Below are 18944 nucleotides of genomic sequence, written 5' to 3' on the forward strand. Positions count from 1 at the left end.
CGCGACCCGGCGCCCGTAGCCGGCGCCCTGTGGCCGGTCAGACCTCCAGGTCGGCCTCGATCCGGGTGAGCTGGTGGCGGGCCATCGCCAGGTTGGCCCGGCCCTTGTCCAGCGCCAGGTAGAGGAAGAGGCCCTTGCCGGTGCGGCCGCCGAGCGGGCGGATCAGGTGGTACTGGCTGCTCAGCGTGATCAGGATGTCCTCGATGCCGTCCTGCAGGCCGAGCATGTCCATGGTGCGCATCTTGGCGCGCACCACGTCGGTGTTCCCGGCCGCCGCCACGTTGAGGTCCAGGCCGCCGGGCCCGTCGAGGGTGGCGAGCGCCATGCCGCTGTTGTAGTCCACCAGGGCCGCACCGATGGCACCTTCGATGGTGGTCATCGCCTGCTTGAGCGCGCCGGCTGCGTCGGTCATTGTCGTCAACTCCTGTTGGTCAGTCGGTTGGTCGATAAGTCGGTTGGTCGGTGGGTGGGTTGGTCGGTGGGTGGGTTGGTCGGTGGGTGGGTCGGTCGGTGGGTGGGTCGGTCGATTGGTCGATGGACCGGAAGGGTCTTCGGCCGGGGCGGGTCAGCCCGCGTCGCGCGGGTCCTTCGGCACCAGGGCGTCGTTGAGCAGCTCGGCGATGCGCCGGGCGCAGCGGCGGGCCTCCAGGTGGAGCCGGCCGACGTTGACGTCCGGGAGCGCCAGCAGGGTCAGCACGCAGCTGCCACCGGCCGCGTAGGTGGCCACGTAGCCGTGTTCGCCGCGCACCACCGACTCGCGGAACTCGCCCTGGCCGGTGGTGTCCGCCAGCCGCTGGGCCAGCGAGAGCGAGGCCGCCGTCATCGCGGCCAGACCGGTGGGTTCCGTCCCGTGGGTGTCGTGCGCGACCAGCAGGCCGTCCACGCTGGCCACCAGGCCGCCCGCGAGGTGCGGGACGCGGCGTTTGACGGCGCGGAGCTCGGCGAGCAGCTCGGTCTCCAAGGCGATCAGTTGTCTCCTTCCGACACGCTGCTTGAGTGCCCGCCTCATGGCCGGGACGGCGGGGTCGCGGGCGGAGAGTGGCTCAAAGTCGGACCTCCAGAAGGTCTCGGACCCGGGTCAGCAGCGCGATGTCCGGGTCGGGGACGGTCAGCGGGTGGGCCGCTGCCGGGGTGGGTGGTCGGTCGGAGCGCGTGGGGGCGGGCGCGGGGGCTACGGGGCCGGAGGGCGCGGAGCTGGTGGCCGAGGGACTGGTGACCGGGGCGCCAGTGCCCGGGGAGCCGGCGACCGGGATGCCGCGGAGGGTGGCGCCGGGGACCCTGCGGTGCAGTCCGCCGCCGGGGCGGACGGGTGCGGCCGCCGGGCGGGCGGGCACCTCGGCCGGGCGGGCGGGGGCGGCTCCGGAGTGTCCGGGTGCGGACGGGCCGGGGGCGACCGGGGGCGTGACGGTCGGCGCGGCGTGGCGGGGGGCGTCGAGCAGTCCGGCGGCGGCCAGCCGGCGGACGTCCGCCGTCACACCGAAGCCGGAGCGGCCGAGCAGCCGGGCCAGGTCCGCCGGGGTTCTTCGGCCGTCGGCGTGGTCCAGCAGGTCGCGTCGGCGTCGGCCGGGCGGGCGGTGCGAGGGGCGTCGGCTGTGCTCGACCGGACGCACCGGTGCGGTGTCGAGCTGCGGCCAGGGCCAGATCCGGTCGAGGAGCCGGCGACGGCGCTCGACCTCGCGGCCGAGCCGCGCCGGGTCGACCAGTGCCACCGGGCCGAGCCAGTGCCGGGCGGCGGACTCGAACCGCCAGGTGCCGCCGGCCGGGTCGGCGAGGATGAAGTAGGAGGCGTCGAACAGCGTGCCCAGGTGGCCGAGTTCGAGCTCGCCGTGGGTGAGCAGCCGCCGTTCGACCAGGACTTCGCCGACCCGCCCCTGCGGGCCGTGGCGGTCCAGCAGCTCGGCCCAGCCCTCGGGGGTGATCCGACCGCAGCCGGTGAGCAGGTCGGCCAGCCCGGGCGCGCGCGGCGACTCGGCGGCGGCCACCTGGCCGTCGACCAGGTGGAGGATGCCGAGCGGACCGTGCAGGGCGCCGGTGGCCCGGCGGGCGGCGAGCAGGGCGACGGCCTCGCCCGGGGTCCTGGGCGTGGCGGACTCGGCCCGGTCGGTCGGCTCCGCCGGCGGCGCTTCGGCGGTCAACGGTGCGGCGGTCAACGGTGCGACGATCAGCGGTGCGGCGGTCAGCCGTGCGGCGGTCATGCGGGCCACCGCCGGGCGGTCAGGGCCATCGGGGGCGTCGGGATCGCCGGGGCCATCGGGGACGTCGGGGGCGTCGACGTGGCAACGGCGGGCGAGGTGGCGCGGCCGGCTGGCCGGAATGCGACGATCGGTTCGGGCGCCGCGCTCACCCCAGCACCAGCTCCTCGGCGAGGGCCTGGAGGCGGAAGCGGGCGACGGCGAGGTTGCCCGACTCCCGGTCCAGCCAGAGGTGCAGGACGAGCCGGCTGTCGAAGACGGTGTCGATGAAGCGGATCAGGTGGTAGCTGCGACCCGCGGTGACGATGATGTCCTCCAACGGCGAGCGCCGGTCCTCCGCCACGGTGAAGGTCTGGCTCTCAACTGCCGCGCGCACCAGGTCGGTTGCCTCGGCGGCTGCGGTCTCGTGTTCGCCGACCGGGCTGTCCCCGAGGCTGCCGAGGGCGAGTCCGCTGCTCCAGTCGACCAGGCTCGCCGAGCGGGCTCCGGCGATCGCCATCGCTCCGGAGAGGCATTCGTCGATACCCGGCACACCGGCTCCTTCGAGGGGGTCTGGGTGGCCGGGCGCAGCGCGACTCCGGCCGGGTCGCCACCAGCAGTGGCAGGTTCGACACGGAAGGCTACTGCCGGATTCCGTATGACGAACATTCCAATGGCATATTCACACCAGCTGCGGCGGGTTTCAGCCAAGGTGTGATGGAGCGTCAGGTCCGCCTGAGGAGCAAACCAGCTGGCCGATCGTCCCTCGCGACGGATGGCTCAACGGCCACCTGGCACGGGACCTTGGCCGATACCGGATCGCAGGCGAGGGTTTCGAGGGCCAAAGTGCGATAAGAGGACCCGCCGGGTCGGCGACCGGGCGCGCCCGGCCATGCCGGACGGGCGGACGGCGGCTCGGGCTCCGACAGACGGGCGGACGGGTGGAGGGCCACGGCGGACGGCCGGGCATGACGAAGGGGCCCGTTCCGCTGGACGGAACGGGCCCCTTCGGGTGGAGCGCCAGGCCCGGATCGCACGGACTCTTCCTACTGAAAGTAGGACGTGCTCTGGTAGCACCGCTGACGCATGTTCGAGAAGTCTTCGTTTCGGAAGATCATTTCCCCTCGACAAGAAGAACAGTAGCAGGTCATCACGCCTGGTCAGAAATCCGGCCCGGGTAGCCGGGGAGGCCAGGGGCGACCCAGGCGACTCAGCCCGGGTCGACCACGGCTCAGGCCTGGCCGACGGCCTCGGCGAGCAGCCGGTAGGAGTCCAGCAGTGCGGTGCGGTCGTAGGTGCTGGTCGCCACCAGGAACTCGTCCGCGCCGCTGCGCGCCACCAGGGCGGCCAGCTCGGCGGCGGCCTGCTCCGGGGTGCCCGCGATGTGCCCCTTGAGCGACTGCTCGAACGCGGCCCGCTCGCGCTCGCTCATCGCCCGCGCCCGGATCTCGGCGGCCGGGGCCAGCGGCGGGAACTCCCCGTGGGTGCGGGAGTACGCGCCGGCCCAGGCCTCCGGGACGAGCAGTTCGCGCGCCCGTTCCTCGGTCTCGGCCACCGCGGCCGTGCCCGAGACCACCACGTACGGCTCGTCGGCCTGCTCGGAGGGTCGGAAGCGGCTGCGGTAGGCGTCGATCGCGGCGAGCATCCGGTCCTCCCCGCGCGCGGCGGCGATCACCAGCGGCAGCCCGGCCTCGGCGGCCAGCTCGGCGCCCGCACCGGTGGCCAGGACGAAAGCCGGCACGTGCAGGCCCTCGGCCGGACGGGCGTGGACGTCCCGGTGCACCTGCTGCGAGCCGTCGAAGTAGCCGAGCAGCTCGCTCAGCTGGCCGCCGAAGTCGTCCGCGGCGTCCTTCTCCCGCCCGAGCGCCCGCCGGACGCCGTCGGTGAAGCCCACTGAGCGACCGAGCCCCATGTCGATCCGCCCCGGGAACAGCGCCGCCAGCACCCCGAACTGCTCGGCCACCACCATGGGCTGGTGGTTGGGCAGCATCACCCCGCCGGTGCCGACCCGGATCCGGCTGGTGGCCGCCGCGACCGCCGCGGCGAGCACCGTCGGCGCCGATCCGGCCACCCCGGGCACGCCGTGGTGCTCGGAGACCCAGAAGCGGTGGTAGCCCAGCCGCTCGACCTCGCGGGCGAGGGCCACCGTGTTGCGCAGCGCCTGCGCGGGTTCCTCGCCCTGTCTGGTCCGGGAGCGGTCGAGGACGGAGAGCCTGGTCGCGGGCGTAGCGCTGGTCACGGGGTGGACAACGCCCACCCGCCGGGTGGGCATTCCCCCAGCGGGCGCCGACGGGTGCCACCGTCATCGCCCCTCGGACCCGGGCCCGGGCCCGGGCCCGGCCTCGGTCCGGGCCTCGGTCCGGCCGTCGGTCCGGGCACCGGCCCGGGGTATTCGGCCCGGGAGCTCGGCCGCGGCCGTACGGCGCCCCCAGGGCTTGTACACCGACAGGATGACGTTGAACAGGTAGAGCGCGAGCGCGACCGCCGGGACGATCACCGTGTTGTAGCGGACGAAGCCGAGCTCCGCCACCGGGATCGGGCCGGTCGGGTGAGCGTCCGCGACGCGGGCCGCGTCGTGCAGCCGGTCGGTGAGGGCGAACACCGAGGCGGCCGTCGCGCCGAGCGTCAGCCAGAACTTGGTACTTACCCAGTAGTACCGGAACAGGCCCCAGGACGTGCCGAGCCCCAGCGCCACCCCGCTCAGCAGGGTGAGCAGGCTCAGCGGCAGGATGAGCGGGTCGCCGAGCAGGGCCATCGCCCGGTAGGCGGTTCTCAACCGGTCGGCGTCGTCGGTGGTCAGCGCCGTCACCGCCAGGGTGAGCAGGCAGAGCATCAGCGCCAGCCAGCTCACCGAGGCGACGACGTGCAGCACCACCAGCCGCTTGCGCGCCCCCGGCGACAGGCGGCGGCCGGCGGACCGCCGCCCCGCGCCGGGGGCCGCGACGGCTCCGGTGGACGAGCGCACGGGTACCTCCTTCGAGTCGGGGTCACGAGGACGCGCCCAGACTCCCCCGCCCGCTCCTCATCGGGCATCTGACGATGGAAGTAACTTGGCCTACTCCCGGGCGAGTACGCGCCCGGGAGCAGCCGCGGCCGATCAACTCCCCCGGGAGTACACCCGCCGAAGCAGACGCACACGGCCCGCCAGCCCGGTCGGCCCCGCCAGCCCCTCGGCCCGCCAGCCCGCCAGCATCGGCGCGTCAGTCCGTCACCGCGAAGCCGTGGGCCGCGCCCAGCCGGTGCAGCGAGTCCGATCCGGGGATCCCGTCCGCGGCCCCCGCCGTGTAGCCGCACCGCCGCTGCCAGCCGGCGTACGCCGTGACCGTGAGGCTGCCGTAGGAGCCGTCCACCCAGCGCTGTTCGAGCAACCCCTCGTCCGCCAGCGCCTGTTCGACGATCGCCACCTCGGCCCCGTACGTCCGGTGCCCCTGTTCGGCGCCCGGGTCGGTGTGCGCCGCCGCGACGACGTGGGCGAGCGAGACGGTGCGCGGCCCGGGCAGGTAGCCGAGCAGCCGGCGCAGCGAGCCCTCGCCGGGTACACCGTCGGCGGCCTGCCCGGAGTAGCCCAGGCTCGTCTGGTAGTCGGCGTAGTTCTCGGTGTCGGCGTCCGTCCAGTCCGGTCCGGGCCCGGAGTGGTAGTGGGTGCCGAAGCCGGCCGCGACCAGCGCCCGGCCGACCGTGGTGACCTGGTAGCCGTGGGCGCCGTAGCCGTACGCCAAGCCGTTGACGGTGGCCTGGTAGCGGGCCGGGGTGGAGCCGCCGGGCGGCGCCGGGTTCTGCTGGGAGGGCGGGCCGGACGACGAGCCGGAGCCGGCGGTGAAGGCCGGCCACGAGCCGGGGTCGGTGTGGTCGTTGTAGGGCACGTGGGCGTGGGCGTACCAGCCGCCGGCGGTCTCCCAGGTCCGCTCGTCCCGGTGCGCGGAGAAGTCGGTGGGCCGCCCCATCGGCCACGTGTCGGGCACGCCCCAGGAGGAGATCCAGGCGTGGATCCGGTCCCAGCCGGCGCAGGGGGTGTCGACCAGCCGCGCGTAGACCGTGCCCTGGTAGCGGCAGTACGGGAAGAAGACGGCCTCGATCTGGATCACCACCCGCCCCGCCCGGTTGGTGCGGGTGGGGCTCTGGCTGGGGCTGAGCAGGCTCTTGGAGCGGGAGTCGGCGGGGAACAGCTGGGCGGCGCGGCCGCTGAAAGGGTCCCAGATCAGGTGCGGGGCATCGCCGGCGCCGCCGCCGGTGAAGTAGCTGACGAGGCTCTCGTAGGTGCACCAGTCCTGCGGCGCGGCGGCGGTGGCGTTGCGGTCCCAGGTGATGTGGGCGATGGCCTTCGGCGGGTACTGGTGGTCGGTCGTCGCGTGGTCGCCGAGGTCGTGGATCTCGGCTCCGGGCAGCCACAGCTCGGGCATGCTGGCTCCTCCGAACGGAGTAGTGGCGTCGTTGCCGGTATCGGCAGGTCCTGGTCGGGGGTTGACCCCGACGGCGGGATCGGTGGCGATGAACCTCCCGTGCCCGCACGGCCGTTCGGATCATCGAGGGGAGTTCGTCCTGGCGTGCGAGCCGGGGGCCCGCGGCGCGCCGCCGGCTCCGTACTCCGTCCTGCCCGAAAAGGGACCCGGGGAAGCCCCGGAGGATCCGGAATCGGTCGGGCGGGGGGGCGCATTCCACCTCGCCGCAGCTGCCTTGTCAATCGTTGACTTGGCAAGTGGTCTAGTCCACGGTAGGGCGCCTCGAAGCACTCATGTCACCGTTGCCCCAACGGTTCTGACGAACAGACGGAGAGCCACCGCCATGCAGAGAATCTGCCTCGCCCTGCCGACCATGCGTCCCTGCCCCGAGACCATCGCGGAACTCGCCGAGGAGGCGGCCTACGCCGTCGCCACCTTCGGCGTCGAGGCGCACCTCCTCATCCTCGACACCACCGGCCCCGCCGAGTTCGCGCAGAACGCCCGCGCCGTGGCCGCGCTGGAGCCGACCCCCGGCGTGGTCGTCCACCACCTGGGCGAGGAACGGCAGCGGGACTTCCTGCGCCGGGTGACCGAGCGCACCGGCGCCGCCGACCCCGAGCTGCTGCTCGACCTGATGCTCCCGCGGGCCGTCGCGTACGGCTCCTGCGTCAACCGGCTGTTCCTGGGCGCGGCCGCCCTGGGCTGCACCTCGGCGCACCTGCGCAACGACGACGCCGACTTCCAGGTCGTCGACGGTGAGAAGGTCTTCCCGATCCACCACGAGCTGCTCTCGATCGGCCGACCGGCCGGCGAGGCGGTGGCCGGCGTGTCCCGCTCCGAGCTCGACCCGGCCGACGCGGACAAGCCGGTGATGCTGGTCAGCGGCTCCTTCATCGGCGAACTCAACGTGGACATCAGCGAGATCCACGAGCTGGACCCGGCCGTCTACCGCGACGTGGTGCGCCTGTGGACCCCGCCGGTGTGGCCGGAGGAGGACCGGGACGCGATGGTGGAGGTCTCCTTCAAGGGCTCCGACTCCGGGCCGTTCAGCACCGACGACTCCGTCCTCGGCGTGCCCGACATCTGGGACGTCTACATGTGCAACATCGCCCTGGACCACCGGGCCTACGAGGTGCTGCCGCTCCTGCCCTCGATCGAGACCATCGGCAGCGACTACGCCCTGCTGCACGCCCTGGTCCACTCCCGGCTGCCCGGCGTCGTCCACAACCGCCACATCGTCAACTACTACACGCCCGAGCGCCGCACCGGCGCCGGCTTCATCGCCTACCAGCTGCGGTTCGTCAAGTTCCTGCTCTCGATGCTGTACCTGTACCCGGTCTACGGCGGGATGATCGACCTCGGCCGCGAGCTGCTGGACGAGCGGCACGGGCTGAAGGTCGAGCCCGTCCTCGACCTGATCCGGGGCAGCGTCGACTGGGACCGGGCCGGGAACGAGCACTGCCTGGACGTCCTGGACCGCTCCTACCGCAAGCTGGGCGGCAAGTACGCCGAACTCGCGGACGTGGTGGCCGAGCGACGCCCGCAGCTCCTGGACGAGGCCCGGCAGGACGCCGAGCGCTGGGCGGTGCTGGTGGAGGCCTGGGCGGCGCTGGTGACCGCCGCCCGCGCCCAGGGCCTGGACTCCCGCACCCAGGACCTGGACGCCGGCGCCCAGGGTCCGGACGCCGACGCAGCGGGCCCCGACGCAGCGGGCCCCGACGCCGACGCGGAGGTGCCGGCCCGGTGAGCGAGGACCTCCGGATCCGACGACTGGCCGACGACGACTGGGACGCCGTGGTCGCGCTGGAACACGACGCCTACGCGGCCGACGGCCTGTCGGAAGGTCGGGAGGCGCTGCAGTCCCGGGCCCGCAGCTCGCCGGCCACCTGCTTCGTGCTGGAGCACCGGGGCGCCGTCCGCGGCTACCTGCTCAGCCTGCCGTACCCGCCGCTGCGCTGCCCGGACCTCACCCGGCCGGAGGAGAGCGCGTACGCCTCCACCAACCTGCACGTGCACGACCTGGTGATCGCCGAGGACCTGCGCGGCCGGGACGTCGCGCTCGGGTTCATGCGGCACTTCCGGGCGCAGGCCGAGGAGTCGGGCTTCGAGCGGATCTCGATGGTCGCGGTGCGCGGCGCCGACATCCTGCTGCGGCTGCTCGGCTACCGGGCGCACCGGGAGGTGGCGGTGCCGGACTGCTACGGGCGCCGCGCGGTCTACATGTCGACACCGGTGCGCTGACCGCCGCCCGGGCGCCGAGGCGGCCGGCCGCCGCACGCCCGTCCACCCGCACGCCGGTACGCCGGTACGCCGGTACGCCGGTACGCCGGTACGCCGGTACGCCGGTACGCCTGGAGGAGTCGTCGGGTGCCCGGCGCGTCCGGGCGCGGTTGCAGTTCAGTCTCCGTTCGGTTCGGTGGGGGTGCGTCCCGGCCACCGGTCCGGGAGCCTGGTGGCAAGGACTCATGCGGCGGGGGGAGTTGCCATGGGGGACGGCCAGGAGCTGGTACCGGGCGTGGTGCGGGCGCTGGTCCGGCTGGCCCGGGGTGCGACGGGCGGGGCGGGGCAGGCGGTGGCCGAGGTGGTGCGGGCCCGGCTGCGGCTGATGCCGGAGGGGGCGCGGGCCCTGGCGGCGATCGAGGGCGGGCCGGACGATCCGCGGGCGCGCGCCGCGCTGACCACGGCCGTCAGCCAACTGCTGGCCACCGACCAGGGGTTCGCCCAGTACCTGGGCACCACCCCGCTCGGCACGCCGACCGATCCGAGTACCGTCCGGCTACGGACCGATCAAGCGGACGACCCGCGCACCGTCCAGCTAGGGACCGGCCCGGAGGCGGACCCGCGGACCGTCCAGCTACGGACCGACCCCGAGGCGGACCCCCGGACCGTCCAGCTGCGCGGCACCCCGGAGGCCGACCCGCGCACCGTCCAACTGCGCACCGGCCCGACCGCCGGCCCGACCACCGTCCAGCTCCGGGTCGACCCGGCCACCGCCGGCGCCCAGGCCCTGGCCGCCCGGCGCGGCAACCTCGCGATCATCGTCGCCCTGGCCCTGGTCCTGATCGCCGCGCTGGTCGCACTGGGCATCAACCTCGGCTCGCGCCCGCTGCTGCACCCCACCGGGCCCGACTTCGCCCACGCCGCCCGGACCATCCGCGACCCCGCGCAGGCGCAGGGCGTACTGCCGGACGTGGCGGCGATGCCGGGCGGCTGGCAGGTGGAGAGCGGACCACGCTCCGGGACCGGCAGCGGGCCGGACGTGCCGTGTCTGCTCCCGGACGCCTGCGACCAGCAACTCGCCTACGCCACCGTGGCGTTCCACGCCGTTTCGGCCCAGACCGTACGGTTCACCGTGGTCGGCTTCGGCTCCGCCGAGGCGGCCGGCCGGGCCTTCGGCAGCATGCTCGGCCCGGGCGACGGCCGGGAGGCCGCCACCACCGTGACCATCCCGTCGATCGGCGACCAGAGCGCCGCCCGCACCCGGGGCGCGTCGGCGACGGAGGCCGTGGTGCGGGTCGGCTCGACCCTGCTGTCCGTGCGGGACGACGGGCCGGGCGCGGCCGCCACCACGCCCGCCCTGGTCCTGTTCGCCCGGCTGCTCGCCGAGCGCGCCCAGCAGTCCCAGGACGGCCGCGCGCCCGACGCGATCTTCCACTCCGCCGTCTGAACGCCCGAACGCCCGAGCCCCGGGACCCCCGCCACACCCCACCCCGGAACCCCGCCGCGCCCCACCCCGAAACCTCTCCACACCCAACCCGGAATCCCCTCCACGCCCCGCAGGCCCCACCGGCCCGCGGGGCGTTCCGTCTGCCCGGCCGCACCTCCCGCCCCCGTAGCCCGAATGCATGTATCGCTCTCTTGACTGGCGTCACGAGAGCGCCATACTGGCTTCACTCCCGCTCGCACAACGAGGTGCCCGCCCATGGAGCTCTCCCCCTCGGCGCACGTGGACACGTTCTGCCGAGACCATCTCCCGCCCTTCGACCAGTGGCCAGAACTCCTCTTCGAACTCCCGGAATTGGCCTACCCCGACCGCCTGAACTGCGCCGCCGCCCTGCTCGACGACACCATCGCCCGACTCGGACCGGACCGCCGCTGCCTGCTCACCCCGACCGAGCGGTGGAGCTACGGCGACCTGCGCGACCACGCCGACCGGATCGCCCGACTGCTCACCGAGGAACTGGGCCTGGCCACCGGCAACCGGGTCCTGCTGCGCGGCCCCAACACGCCCTGGCTGGCCGCCTGTTGGCTCGGCGTCCTGAAGGCCGGCGGAGTGGTGGTCACCACCATGCCGCTGCTGCGCGCGGCCGAGCTGACCGAACTGACCCGGATCGCCCGCCCCACCCTCGCCCTGTGCGACCACCGCTTCCTCGCCGAACTCGACCGGGCCGCCACCCCCGGCCTGCGCGTCCTGCCCTTCGGCGGCCCCGGCCCCGAGGACCTCACCGCCCGCTGCGCCGACCGGCGCCCCGGCTTCAGCGCCGTACCGACCGCCGCCGACGACGTCGCCCTGATCGCCTTCACCTCCGGCACCACCGGCCGCCCCAAGGCCACCCTGCACTTCCACCGCGACGTGCTGGCCAACGCCGACACCTTCTCCCGCCACCTGCTCCGCCCCACCCCCGACGACCTGTTCACCGGCACCCCGCCGCTCGGCTTCACCTTCGGCCTCGGCGGCCTGCTGGTCTTCCCGCTGCGGGCCGGCGCCGCCAGCCTGCTGCTGGAGCAGGCCGCCCCCGAGCAGCTCGCCGAGCTGGTCCGGCGGCACGGCGTGAGCGTGCTGTTCACCGCCCCGACCGCCTACCGGGCGATCCTCGCCGCCGGGTTGGCCGACCGGTTGGCGGGCGTGCGGCGCTGCGTGTCGGCCGGCGAGCCGCTGCCCGCGGCCGTCTGGGAGGCCTTCCACGCCGCCACCGGCCGACGCCTGATCGACGGCATCGGCGCCACCGAGCTGCTGCACGTGTTCATCTCGGCCGCCGACGGCGACATCCGGCCCGGCTCCACCGGCCGGCCCGTCCCCGGCTACCGGGCCGCGATACTCGACGGCCAGGGCAACCCGCTGCCGGACGGCGAACCCGGGCTGCTCGCCGTCAAGGGCCCGACCGGCTGCCGCTACCTGGACGACGAACGCCAGCACGACTACGTCCGCAACGGCTGGAACCTCACCGGCGACACCTACCTCCGCGACCGGGACGGCTACTTCTGGTACCAGGCCCGCAACGACGACATGATCGTCTCGGCCGGCTACAACATCGCCGGCCCCGAGGTGGAACAGGCGCTCGCCGCCCACCCGGCGGTGGCCGACTGCGCCGTGGTGGCCGCCCCGGACGAGCGGCGCGGCACGGTGGTCAAGGCGTACGTGGTGCTGCGCGAGGGCGCCCCGGCCGGCCCGGAGACCGTCAAAGAGCTCCAGGAACACGTCAAGCGCACCATCGCCCCGTACAAGTACCCGCGCGCCGTCGAGTTCGTCACCGGACTGCCGCGCACCGCGACCGGCAAGCTGCTGCGCGCCGAACTCCGCCGGAGGGCCGCCCTGGAACCGCGACCGAACCCCGCCAGTGTCACCATCGAGCGCCGGGTCGAGTGGTCCGACACCGACGCCGCCGGGCACTACCACTTCTCCGCCGTGCAACGCTGGGCCGAGGCGGCGGAGGCGGCGCTGCTGCGCCGGCTCGGGCTGGCCGAGTTGTTCGGGCGGATCCCCCGGGTGCACTTCGAGGCGGACTACCGCGAGCGGCTCTGGTTCGGGGACGTCGTCCGCACCGAGCTGCGGGTGGTCCGGGTCGGCGGCTCCTCGCTGCACTACGCCTTCGAGGTGCACGGGCCGCAGGGCCTGGCCGCCAGCGGCCGGATGTCGGTGGTGCACGCCGCCCCGCACACCAAGGGCGCCGAGCCCTGGCCCGCGCCGGTCCGCCGGGCGCTCGCCGAGGCCGGGCCGCAGCAGGCGGAGGTGCTCGCATGACGGCGGGGCCGCAGCAGGCGGAGGCGCTCGCCGAGGCCGGGCCGCAACAGGCGGAGGTGCTCGCATGACGGCCGGTGCACCGCTCACCGGTGCACCGCTCACCGGCCCACCGCTCACCGGCCCGCCGCGCCCGGGCCCGGCGGCCCGCCGGATCGCCGTCATCGGCGCCGGCCCGGGCGGGCTCTACTTCGCCGCCCTGGCCAAGCGGTTGGCCCCCGAGCGCGAGATCACCGTGTTCGAACGGGACGGCCGGGAGGACGAGTTCGGCTTCGGCGTGGTCTTCTCCGACGAGACCCTGGACGGCATCGCCCAGGCCGACCCCGAGGTCTTCGCCGCGATCAGCGCCGAGTTCGCCCGCTGGAGCGACATCGACATCCGCTACGCCGGCCAGGTCCGCACCAGCGGCGGCCACGGCTTCGCCGCCCTGGACCGCAACCGGCTGCGCGCCGTGCTGCAACGGCGCTGCGCCGACCTGGCGGTGGACGTCCGCTACCGCACGCCCGCCCCGCCGGTCGACCGGCTCGCCGCCGAGTACGACCTGGTGGTCGCCGCCGACGGCATCCACTCAGCCACCCGGGCCGCCCACCCCGAGGCGTACCGCACCGAACTGGACGAGCGGCACTGCCGCTACATCTGGCTCGCCACCGACCGGGTCTTCGAGGCCTTCACCTTCATCGTCGAGGAGTTCGACTTCGGCACCGTCCAGGTGCACGCCTACCCGTACAGCGCCACCCGCTCGACCTTCATCGTCGAGATCGCCGAGGACGCCTGGCGCCGCGCGGGCTTCGAGGCCCTCGCCGCCCGGGAGTTGACCCGCGGCGAGAGCGACACCGCGAGCGTGGCACGCTGCGCCGAACTGCTCGCCGGGCACCTGGACGGCCACCGGCTGATCCCCAACGCGTCCCGCTGGATCCGTTTCACCACGGTACGGAACGCCAGTTGGCGCCACCGCAACACCGTGCTGCTCGGCGACGCCGCGCACTCCGCGCACTTCTCGATCGGCTCGGGCACCAAACTGGCCCTGGAGGACGCCCTCGCCCTGGCCGCCGCACTGAGCGAACAGCCCACCCTGGACGGCGCGTTGGCCGCTTACGAGGCCGAGCGGCGGCCGGTGGTGGAGTCCACCCAGCGCGCCGCGCAGGCCAGCCTGGAGTGGTTCGAGACGATCGGCCGCCGCACCGGGCAGGACGCCGACCGGTTCGCCTTCAACCTGCTCACCCGCAGCCGCCGGGTCACCTACGGCAATCTGCGCGCCCGCGACCCGGAGTTCGTCGCCGCCGTGGACACCGCCGCCGGCGGCGCGCCCGGGGTGCCGCCGATGTTCCGGCCGCTGAAGCTGGGCGCGCTGGAGCTGCGCAACCGGATCGTCGTCCCCCCGCTGGCCACCTTCACCTCCCCCGACGCCCTGCCCAGCGCCTTCGACCGGGCCCAGCTGACCGCCCACGCCCTCGGCGGCGCCGGGCTGGTGATCGCCGGGATGACGGCCGTCAGCCCCGAGGGCCGGACCACCGACCGCTGCCCCGGGCTGTGGACCGACCGCCAGCAGGCCGCCTGGACCGAACTCCGGCGCGCCGTCGCGGCGGTGAGCGACACCCCGGTGGGCATCCAGCTCACCCACGCCGGCCGCCGGGGCGCCACCGCCGCGCCCGGACCGGACGGCATCGGCCGCCCGCTCGCCGAGGGCTGGCCGCTGCTCGCCCCCTCGCCGCTGCCCTGGGACGCCGACAGTCCGACCCCGCACGAGGCCAATGACGTCCAACTGGCCTCCGTCATCGCCGACTTCGCCGCCTCCGCCGAACGCGCCGCCCGGGCCGGGTTCGACGTGCTGGAGCTGCAGTTCGGCCACGGACACCTCCTCTCCGCCTTCCTCTCCCCGCTCACCAACCGCCGCACCGACCGCTACGGCGGCCCGCTCGCCCACCGGCTGCGGCTGCCGGTCGAGGTGCTGGCCGCCGTCCGCGCCGCCTGGCCCGCCGGGCGGCCGCTGCTGGTGCGGATCTCGGCCGCGGACTGGGCCCCCGGCGGCACCACCGAGGCCGAGGCGGTGGCGATCTGCCGGGCGCTGGCCGACGCCGGGGCGGACGCGGTGGACGTGTCCACCGGCGAGGTGGTGGCGCACCAGCGGCCGCCGTACGGGCGCGGCTACCAGACGCCGTTCGCCGAACTGGTGCGCAACGCCACCGGCCTGCCGACCGTCGCGGTGGGCGCGATCTCCGGCCACGACGACGCCAACTCCGTCCTGCTGGCCGGCCGCGCCGACCTGGTCGCGATCGGCCGGGCCCACCTGCACGACCCCTTCTGGACCCTGCACGCCGCCGCCGACCAGGGCTACACCGGCCCCGGCGCGCCCTGGCCCGAGCCCTGGCTGGCCGGGCGCCGCAAGCCGCCGGGTCCGGGCGCCGACAAGGTCGCCCCGCGCCTGCACCTGCTGCGCGAGGCCGCCCCGCCCGTCCACCGCCGCTGGCTGCCGATCCCGACCGAGGGTGAGGAGTGAGGAGTGAGGAGAAGCATGGACCTGCCCCGCTTCACCGCCGCCGCCGTCCAGGCCGCCCCGGTCTACCTGGACCCGGCCGCCACCGTGGACAAGGCCGTCGCCCTGATCCAGGAGGCGGCCGGGCGCGGCGCCGAACTGGTGGTCTTCCCCGAGGTGTTCGTGCCGGGCTACCCGTACTGGAACTGGACGATGACGCCCGTCCAGGGCTCGCCCTGGTACGAACGGCTGTACCGCGCCGCCGTGGACGTCCCCGGGCCGTACGTCGACACCCTGCGCGCCGCCGCCCGGCAGGCCGGGGTGGTGCTGGTGATCGGCGTCAACGAGCGCGGCCGGCACAGTCTGGGGGTGCTGTACAACACCCTGCTGATCATCGGCTCGGACGGCGAACTCCTCGGCGTGCACCGGAAGTTGGTGCCGACCTGGGCCGAGAAGCTGACCTGGACCCAGGGCGACGGCAGCTCACTGAAGGTGCACCGCACGGCCGTCGGCCCGCTCGGCGCACTGGCCTGCGGCGAGAACACCAACACCCTGGCCCGCTTCACCCTGCTGGCGCAGGGCGAACTCGTCCACGCCGCCAGCTACATCGCGCTGCCGGTGGCCCCCGAGGACTACGACATGGCGGAGGCGATCGCGCTGCGCGCCGCCGCCCACTGCTTCGAGGGCAAGCTGTTCACCGTCGTCTCCTGCTCCACCATCTCGCCCGAGATGGTCGACCTGATCGCCGGCGAGGACCAGCAGGTGCGCAAACAGCTCGCCCGCCCGCGCAACGCGCTGTCCGGGATCTTCGGACCGGACGGCCGGGCGGTCACCGAACCGCTGGTGGACGAGGAGGGCATCGTCTACGCCGAGATCGACCTCGGCCGGTGCATCCAGCCCAAGCAGATGCACGACATCATCGGCCACTACAACCGCTTCGACGTCTTCCGACTGCACGTGGACGACCGCCCGCTGCGGCCGCTGGCACACCCGCACGACTGACCCAACCCCACGACTGACCCGCCCGCACGACTGACCCGACCCCACGACTGACCCACTCGCGCGACGAGATCTGACCGAGGAGGAGGCATGACCGCCGAAGGCCCCTACGACGACGCCCGGATCGGCCGGGCCCGCGTCCAGGACAGCCCCGAACTGCTCGCCTACTACGAGGAGTTGGCCAAGCACGAGGCCGGCGCCCTGTGGACGGTGGCGAACGAGATCGAGCCCTGGTACCCCCAGCCGAAGTCCGTCCCGGTGCTCTGGCGCTACGCCGACCTGCGCCCGCTGGTCCGCAAGGCCCTGCCGCTGGTGCAGGCCGACGACGCGGGCCGCCGGGTGGTGATGCTGGTCAACCCCGGCCGCCGCGAACTCAGCGCCGCCGTCGGCCTGTTGTACACCGGACTGCAGATCATGGGCCCCGGCGAGGCGATGACCGCCCACCGCCACCAGGCCGCCGCCCTGCGCTTCGTCCACGAGGGCACCGGCGCCTGGACGATCGTCGACGGGCAGAAGCTCAGGGTCGGCCCGCGCGACTTCGCGATCACTCCCAACGGCACCTGGCACGAGCACGGCAACGAGTCCGAGTCCGACCCGGTGATCTGGCAGGACGGCCTGGACATCCCGCTGGTCAACACCCTGGACGCCAACTTCTACGAAGTCCACCCCGACCTCCACCAGCGGCCCGACCCGGTGCCGAACTCCTCGCTGCTCAGCTACGGCGGCAACCTGCTCCCGTACGGCGTCGAGAAGTGGACCCGCCCGTACTCGCCGCTGCTCGGCTGGCCCTGGGAGCCCAGCTACCACGCGCTGTGCCGACTCGCCCGCGCCACCGAGGGATCGCCCTACGACGGCGTGATCATGGAGTACACCAACCCGGTCACCGGCGGCTCGGTGATGCCCACCATGGCCGCCCACCTCCAGCTGCTCCGCCCCGGCCAGGCCACCCGCGCCCACCGGCACACCGGTTCGGTGGTCTACACCGCCGCCAAGGGGCGCGGCGTCTCGGTGATCGCCGGGCAGCGCTTCGCGTGGCAGCAGGGCGACGTCTTCGTGGTGCCGTCCTGGGCCTGGCACGAGCACGCGAACCTCGACCAGGGCGAGGACGCCTGCCTGTTCTCCTTCAACGACTTCCCGGTGATGCACTCGCTCGGCCTGTACCGCGAAGAGGCCTTCCCGGACCACGACGGGCACCAGCCCACCACCCCGTAACAGGAGTTCACCGCGATGCAGCTGCTGACCTACCGCGCCGACGGCGACGACACCCCCCGCCTGGGCGCCCGGACCGGCACCGACCGGGTCGCCGACCTGACCGCCCTGGCCACCGCCGCCGGTGTCGAACTCCCGGACACCCTCCTGGAGTTGATCCGGGCCGGCGAGCCCGCCCTGGCCACCGCCCGCCGACTGCTCGACGAACCGGGGCGGACCCGGCCGCTCGCCGAGGTCTCGCTGTGCGCCCCGCTGCGCCCCGGCAAGATCGTCGGCGTCGGCCTCAACTACGTGGAGCACGTGGCCGAGTCCCACCGCAGCCTGGAGACCGAACGCGAAGTCCCGGACCGCCCGGTGCTGTTCGGCAAGCCCGCCACCGCCGTCACCGGCCCCGGCCAGCCGATCCTGCACAACGCCGACCTCACCAAGCAGCTCGACTGGGAGTGCGAACTCGCCGTGGTGATCGGCGAACCCGCCCGGCGGGTGAGCGAACGGGACGCCTGGCGGCACGTGTTCGGCTACAGCATCGTCAACGACATCAGCGCCCGCGACCAGCGCCGCGCCGGCCAGTGGTTCTTCTCCAAGGGCCAGGACAGCTACGCGCCGTTCGGGCCGGTGGTGGTCACCACCGACGAGATCCCCGACCCCCAGCGGCTCGACCTCTCGCTGCGGGTCAACGGCGAACTGCGCCAGGACTCCAACACCCGCCACATGCTGTTCGGCATCGCCCGGCTGATCGCCGACATCTCGGCCGGCATGACCCTGGAGCCCGGGGACGTGATCGCCACCGGCTCCCCCTCCGGGGTGGGCGCCGGGATGGTCCCGCCGCAGTTCCTGCAGCCCGGCGACCTGGTCGAGGCCACCATCGAGCGGATCGGCACCCTCGCCAACCCCGTGATCGACGCCCGCTGAGAGGAGTCCGGCGCAGATGACCACCTACCGGATCGGCCAGATCGTCCCCAGCTCCAACGTCACCATGGAGACCGAAGTCCCGGCCCTGCTGCGGGCCCGCGAGGCGATCGCCCCCGAGCGGTTCACCTTCCACTCCAGCCGGATGCGGATGACCAGGGTCACCCCCGAGCAACTGCGCGCCATGGACGGCGAGTCCGACCGCTGCGCCGCCGAACTCTCGGACGCCCGGGTCGACGTGATCGGCTACGCCTGCCTGGTCGCGGTGATGGCCACCGGCCCCGGCTACCACCGCGAGGCCGAGCGGCGGCTGCACCGCCGGACGGTCGAGAACGGCGCGCCCGCGCCCGTGGTCACCAGCGCCGGCGCCCTGGTCGCCGGGCTCCAGGTGCTCGGCGCGAAGAAGGTCGCGATGGTCACCCCGTACCCGCGCCCGCTGGCCCGGACGGTGGTCGACTACCTCGGCCAGGAGGGCATCGAGGTGCTCGACCACGCCGCCCTGGAGATCGCCGACAACCTGGAGGTGGCCGCCCACGACCCGGCCCGGCTGCCCGCGATCGCCAAGGGCCTCTCGTACGCCGGGGCGGACGCCGTGGTGCTCTCCGCCTGCGTGCAGCTGCCCTCGCTGTCCGCCGTCGAGGAGGCCGAACAGCAGCTCGGCATGCCGGTGGTCTCGGCGGCGATCTGCACCACCCACCAACTGCTGCGGGCGCTCGACCTGCCCGCCGTCGCCCCCGGCGCCGGGCACCTGCTCTCCGGGGCGTACAGCTGACGTTCTATGATCA

At 74.2% G+C, this 18944-nt stretch carries 15 protein-coding genes and 2 pseudogenes; 10 read left to right on the forward strand and 7 right to left on the reverse strand.

Features of this window, described 5'->3' with window-relative positions; genetic code table 11:
- Window positions 1-37: 37 nt before the first annotated feature.
- The 7 genes from ACZ47G_RS30655 to ACZ47G_RS30685 form a co-directional block, all read right to left on the reverse strand.
- Entirely contained in the window at window positions 38-412 is a 375-nt protein-coding gene (locus ACZ47G_RS30655) for a hypothetical protein (protein WP_465748221.1), read from the reverse strand.
- 153 nt (window positions 413-565) lie between these two features.
- Window positions 566-961 carry a roadblock/LC7 domain-containing protein gene (locus tag ACZ47G_RS30660; protein WP_380462478.1) on the reverse strand — a complete coding sequence of 132 codons (396 nt, stop codon included), beginning with the start codon at window positions 959-961 and terminating at the stop codon, window positions 566-568.
- A gap of 82 nt (window positions 962-1043) precedes the next feature.
- Window positions 1044-2195, reverse strand: coding sequence for a hypothetical protein (locus ACZ47G_RS30665; protein ID WP_465748223.1), 1152 nt, complete (start codon window positions 2193-2195; stop codon window positions 1044-1046).
- 145 nt (window positions 2196-2340) lie between these two features.
- Window positions 2341-2724 carry a hypothetical protein gene (locus ACZ47G_RS30670; protein WP_188302932.1) on the reverse strand — a complete coding sequence of 128 codons (384 nt, stop codon included), beginning with the start codon at window positions 2722-2724 and terminating at the stop codon, window positions 2341-2343.
- A gap of 678 nt (window positions 2725-3402) precedes the next feature.
- A complete protein-coding gene (locus ACZ47G_RS30675) occupies window positions 3403-4410 on the reverse strand; it encodes an MsnO8 family LLM class oxidoreductase (RefSeq protein ID WP_465748225.1) in 1008 nt (335 codons plus the stop codon).
- 63 nt (window positions 4411-4473) lie between these two features.
- Window positions 4474-5136, reverse strand: coding sequence for a DUF2269 domain-containing protein (locus tag ACZ47G_RS30680; RefSeq protein WP_465748227.1), 663 nt, complete (start codon window positions 5134-5136; stop codon window positions 4474-4476).
- 235 nt (window positions 5137-5371) lie between these two features.
- The gene (locus ACZ47G_RS30685) at window positions 5372-6571 is read right to left on the reverse strand and encodes a peptidoglycan-binding protein (protein ID WP_465748229.1); all 1200 of its coding nucleotides are present in this window, start codon (window positions 6569-6571) and stop codon (window positions 5372-5374) included.
- Window positions 6572-6953: 382 nt separating this feature from the next.
- Between ACZ47G_RS30685 and ACZ47G_RS30690 the strand changes: the two genes are divergently transcribed.
- The 10 genes and pseudogenes from ACZ47G_RS30690 (at window position 6954) to ACZ47G_RS30735 (ending at window position 18931) form a co-directional block, all read left to right on the forward strand.
- Entirely contained in the window at window positions 6954-8357 is a 1404-nt protein-coding gene (locus ACZ47G_RS30690) for a DUF6271 family protein (RefSeq protein WP_465748231.1), read from the forward strand.
- Window positions 8354-8851 carry a GNAT family N-acetyltransferase gene (locus tag ACZ47G_RS30695; protein WP_465748233.1) on the forward strand — a complete coding sequence of 166 codons (498 nt, stop codon included), beginning with the start codon at window positions 8354-8356 and terminating at the stop codon, window positions 8849-8851. Before ACZ47G_RS30690 ends, ACZ47G_RS30695 begins: the two co-directional genes overlap by 4 nt.
- Window positions 8852-9095: 244 nt before the next feature.
- Window positions 9096-10277 carry a hypothetical protein gene (locus ACZ47G_RS30700; RefSeq protein ID WP_465748235.1) on the forward strand — a complete coding sequence of 394 codons (1182 nt, stop codon included), beginning with the start codon at window positions 9096-9098 and terminating at the stop codon, window positions 10275-10277.
- Between the two features lie 255 nt (window positions 10278-10532).
- A pseudogene (locus tag ACZ47G_RS30705) lies at window positions 10533-12143 on the forward strand (AMP-binding protein); the annotation flags it as partial.
- Window positions 12144-12248: 105 nt separating this feature from the next.
- Window positions 12249-12572 (forward strand): annotated as a pseudogene (locus tag ACZ47G_RS30710) (acyl-CoA thioesterase); the annotation flags it as partial.
- Window positions 12573-12636: 64 nt separating this feature from the next.
- Complete coding sequence (locus ACZ47G_RS30715; protein ID WP_465748237.1) at window positions 12637-15066, forward strand: oxidoreductase; 2430 nt, start codon at window positions 12637-12639, stop codon at window positions 15064-15066.
- Window positions 15067-15081: 15 nt separating this feature from the next.
- Complete coding sequence (locus ACZ47G_RS30720) at window positions 15082-16044, forward strand: carbon-nitrogen hydrolase family protein (protein ID WP_465748239.1); 963 nt, start codon at window positions 15082-15084, stop codon at window positions 16042-16044.
- 87 nt (window positions 16045-16131) lie between these two features.
- On the forward strand, window positions 16132-17253 hold the full coding sequence (locus tag ACZ47G_RS30725) for a cupin domain-containing protein (protein ID WP_465748241.1): 1122 nt from the start codon (window positions 16132-16134) through the stop codon (window positions 17251-17253).
- A gap of 15 nt (window positions 17254-17268) precedes the next feature.
- Window positions 17269-18162, forward strand: coding sequence for a fumarylacetoacetate hydrolase family protein (locus ACZ47G_RS30730; RefSeq protein ID WP_465748243.1), 894 nt, complete (start codon window positions 17269-17271; stop codon window positions 18160-18162).
- 16 nt (window positions 18163-18178) lie between these two features.
- On the forward strand, window positions 18179-18931 hold the full coding sequence (locus ACZ47G_RS30735) for a maleate cis-trans isomerase family protein (protein ID WP_465748245.1): 753 nt from the start codon (window positions 18179-18181) through the stop codon (window positions 18929-18931).
- Window positions 18932-18944 lie beyond the last annotated feature (13 nt).

The organism is Kitasatospora sp. NPDC030952, assembly GCF_055571335.1.

Coding starts and splice junctions, on each gene's coding strand:
- ACZ47G_RS30720 (WP_465748239.1), top strand. CDS start 15,082: ATGGACCTGCCCCGCTTCACCGCCGCCGCCGTCCAGGCCGCCCCGGTC.
- ACZ47G_RS30700 (WP_465748235.1), top strand. CDS start 9,096: ATGGGGGACGGCCAGGAGCTGGTACCGGGCGTGGTGCGGGCGCTGGTC.
- ACZ47G_RS30685 (WP_465748229.1), bottom strand. CDS start 6,571: ATGCCCGAGCTGTGGCTGCCCGGAGCCGAGATCCACGACCTCGGCGAC.
- ACZ47G_RS30725 (WP_465748241.1), top strand. CDS start 16,132: ATGACCGCCGAAGGCCCCTACGACGACGCCCGGATCGGCCGGGCCCGC.
- ACZ47G_RS30715 (WP_465748237.1), top strand. CDS start 12,637: ATGACGGCCGGTGCACCGCTCACCGGTGCACCGCTCACCGGCCCACCG.
- ACZ47G_RS30665 (WP_465748223.1), bottom strand. CDS start 2,195: ATGACCGCCGCACGGCTGACCGCCGCACCGCTGATCGTCGCACCGTTG.
- ACZ47G_RS30730 (WP_465748243.1), top strand. CDS start 17,269: ATGCAGCTGCTGACCTACCGCGCCGACGGCGACGACACCCCCCGCCTG.
- ACZ47G_RS30735 (WP_465748245.1), top strand. CDS start 18,179: ATGACCACCTACCGGATCGGCCAGATCGTCCCCAGCTCCAACGTCACC.
- ACZ47G_RS30690 (WP_465748231.1), top strand. CDS start 6,954: ATGCAGAGAATCTGCCTCGCCCTGCCGACCATGCGTCCCTGCCCCGAG.
- ACZ47G_RS30655 (WP_465748221.1), bottom strand. CDS start 412: ATGACCGACGCAGCCGGCGCGCTCAAGCAGGCGATGACCACCATCGAA.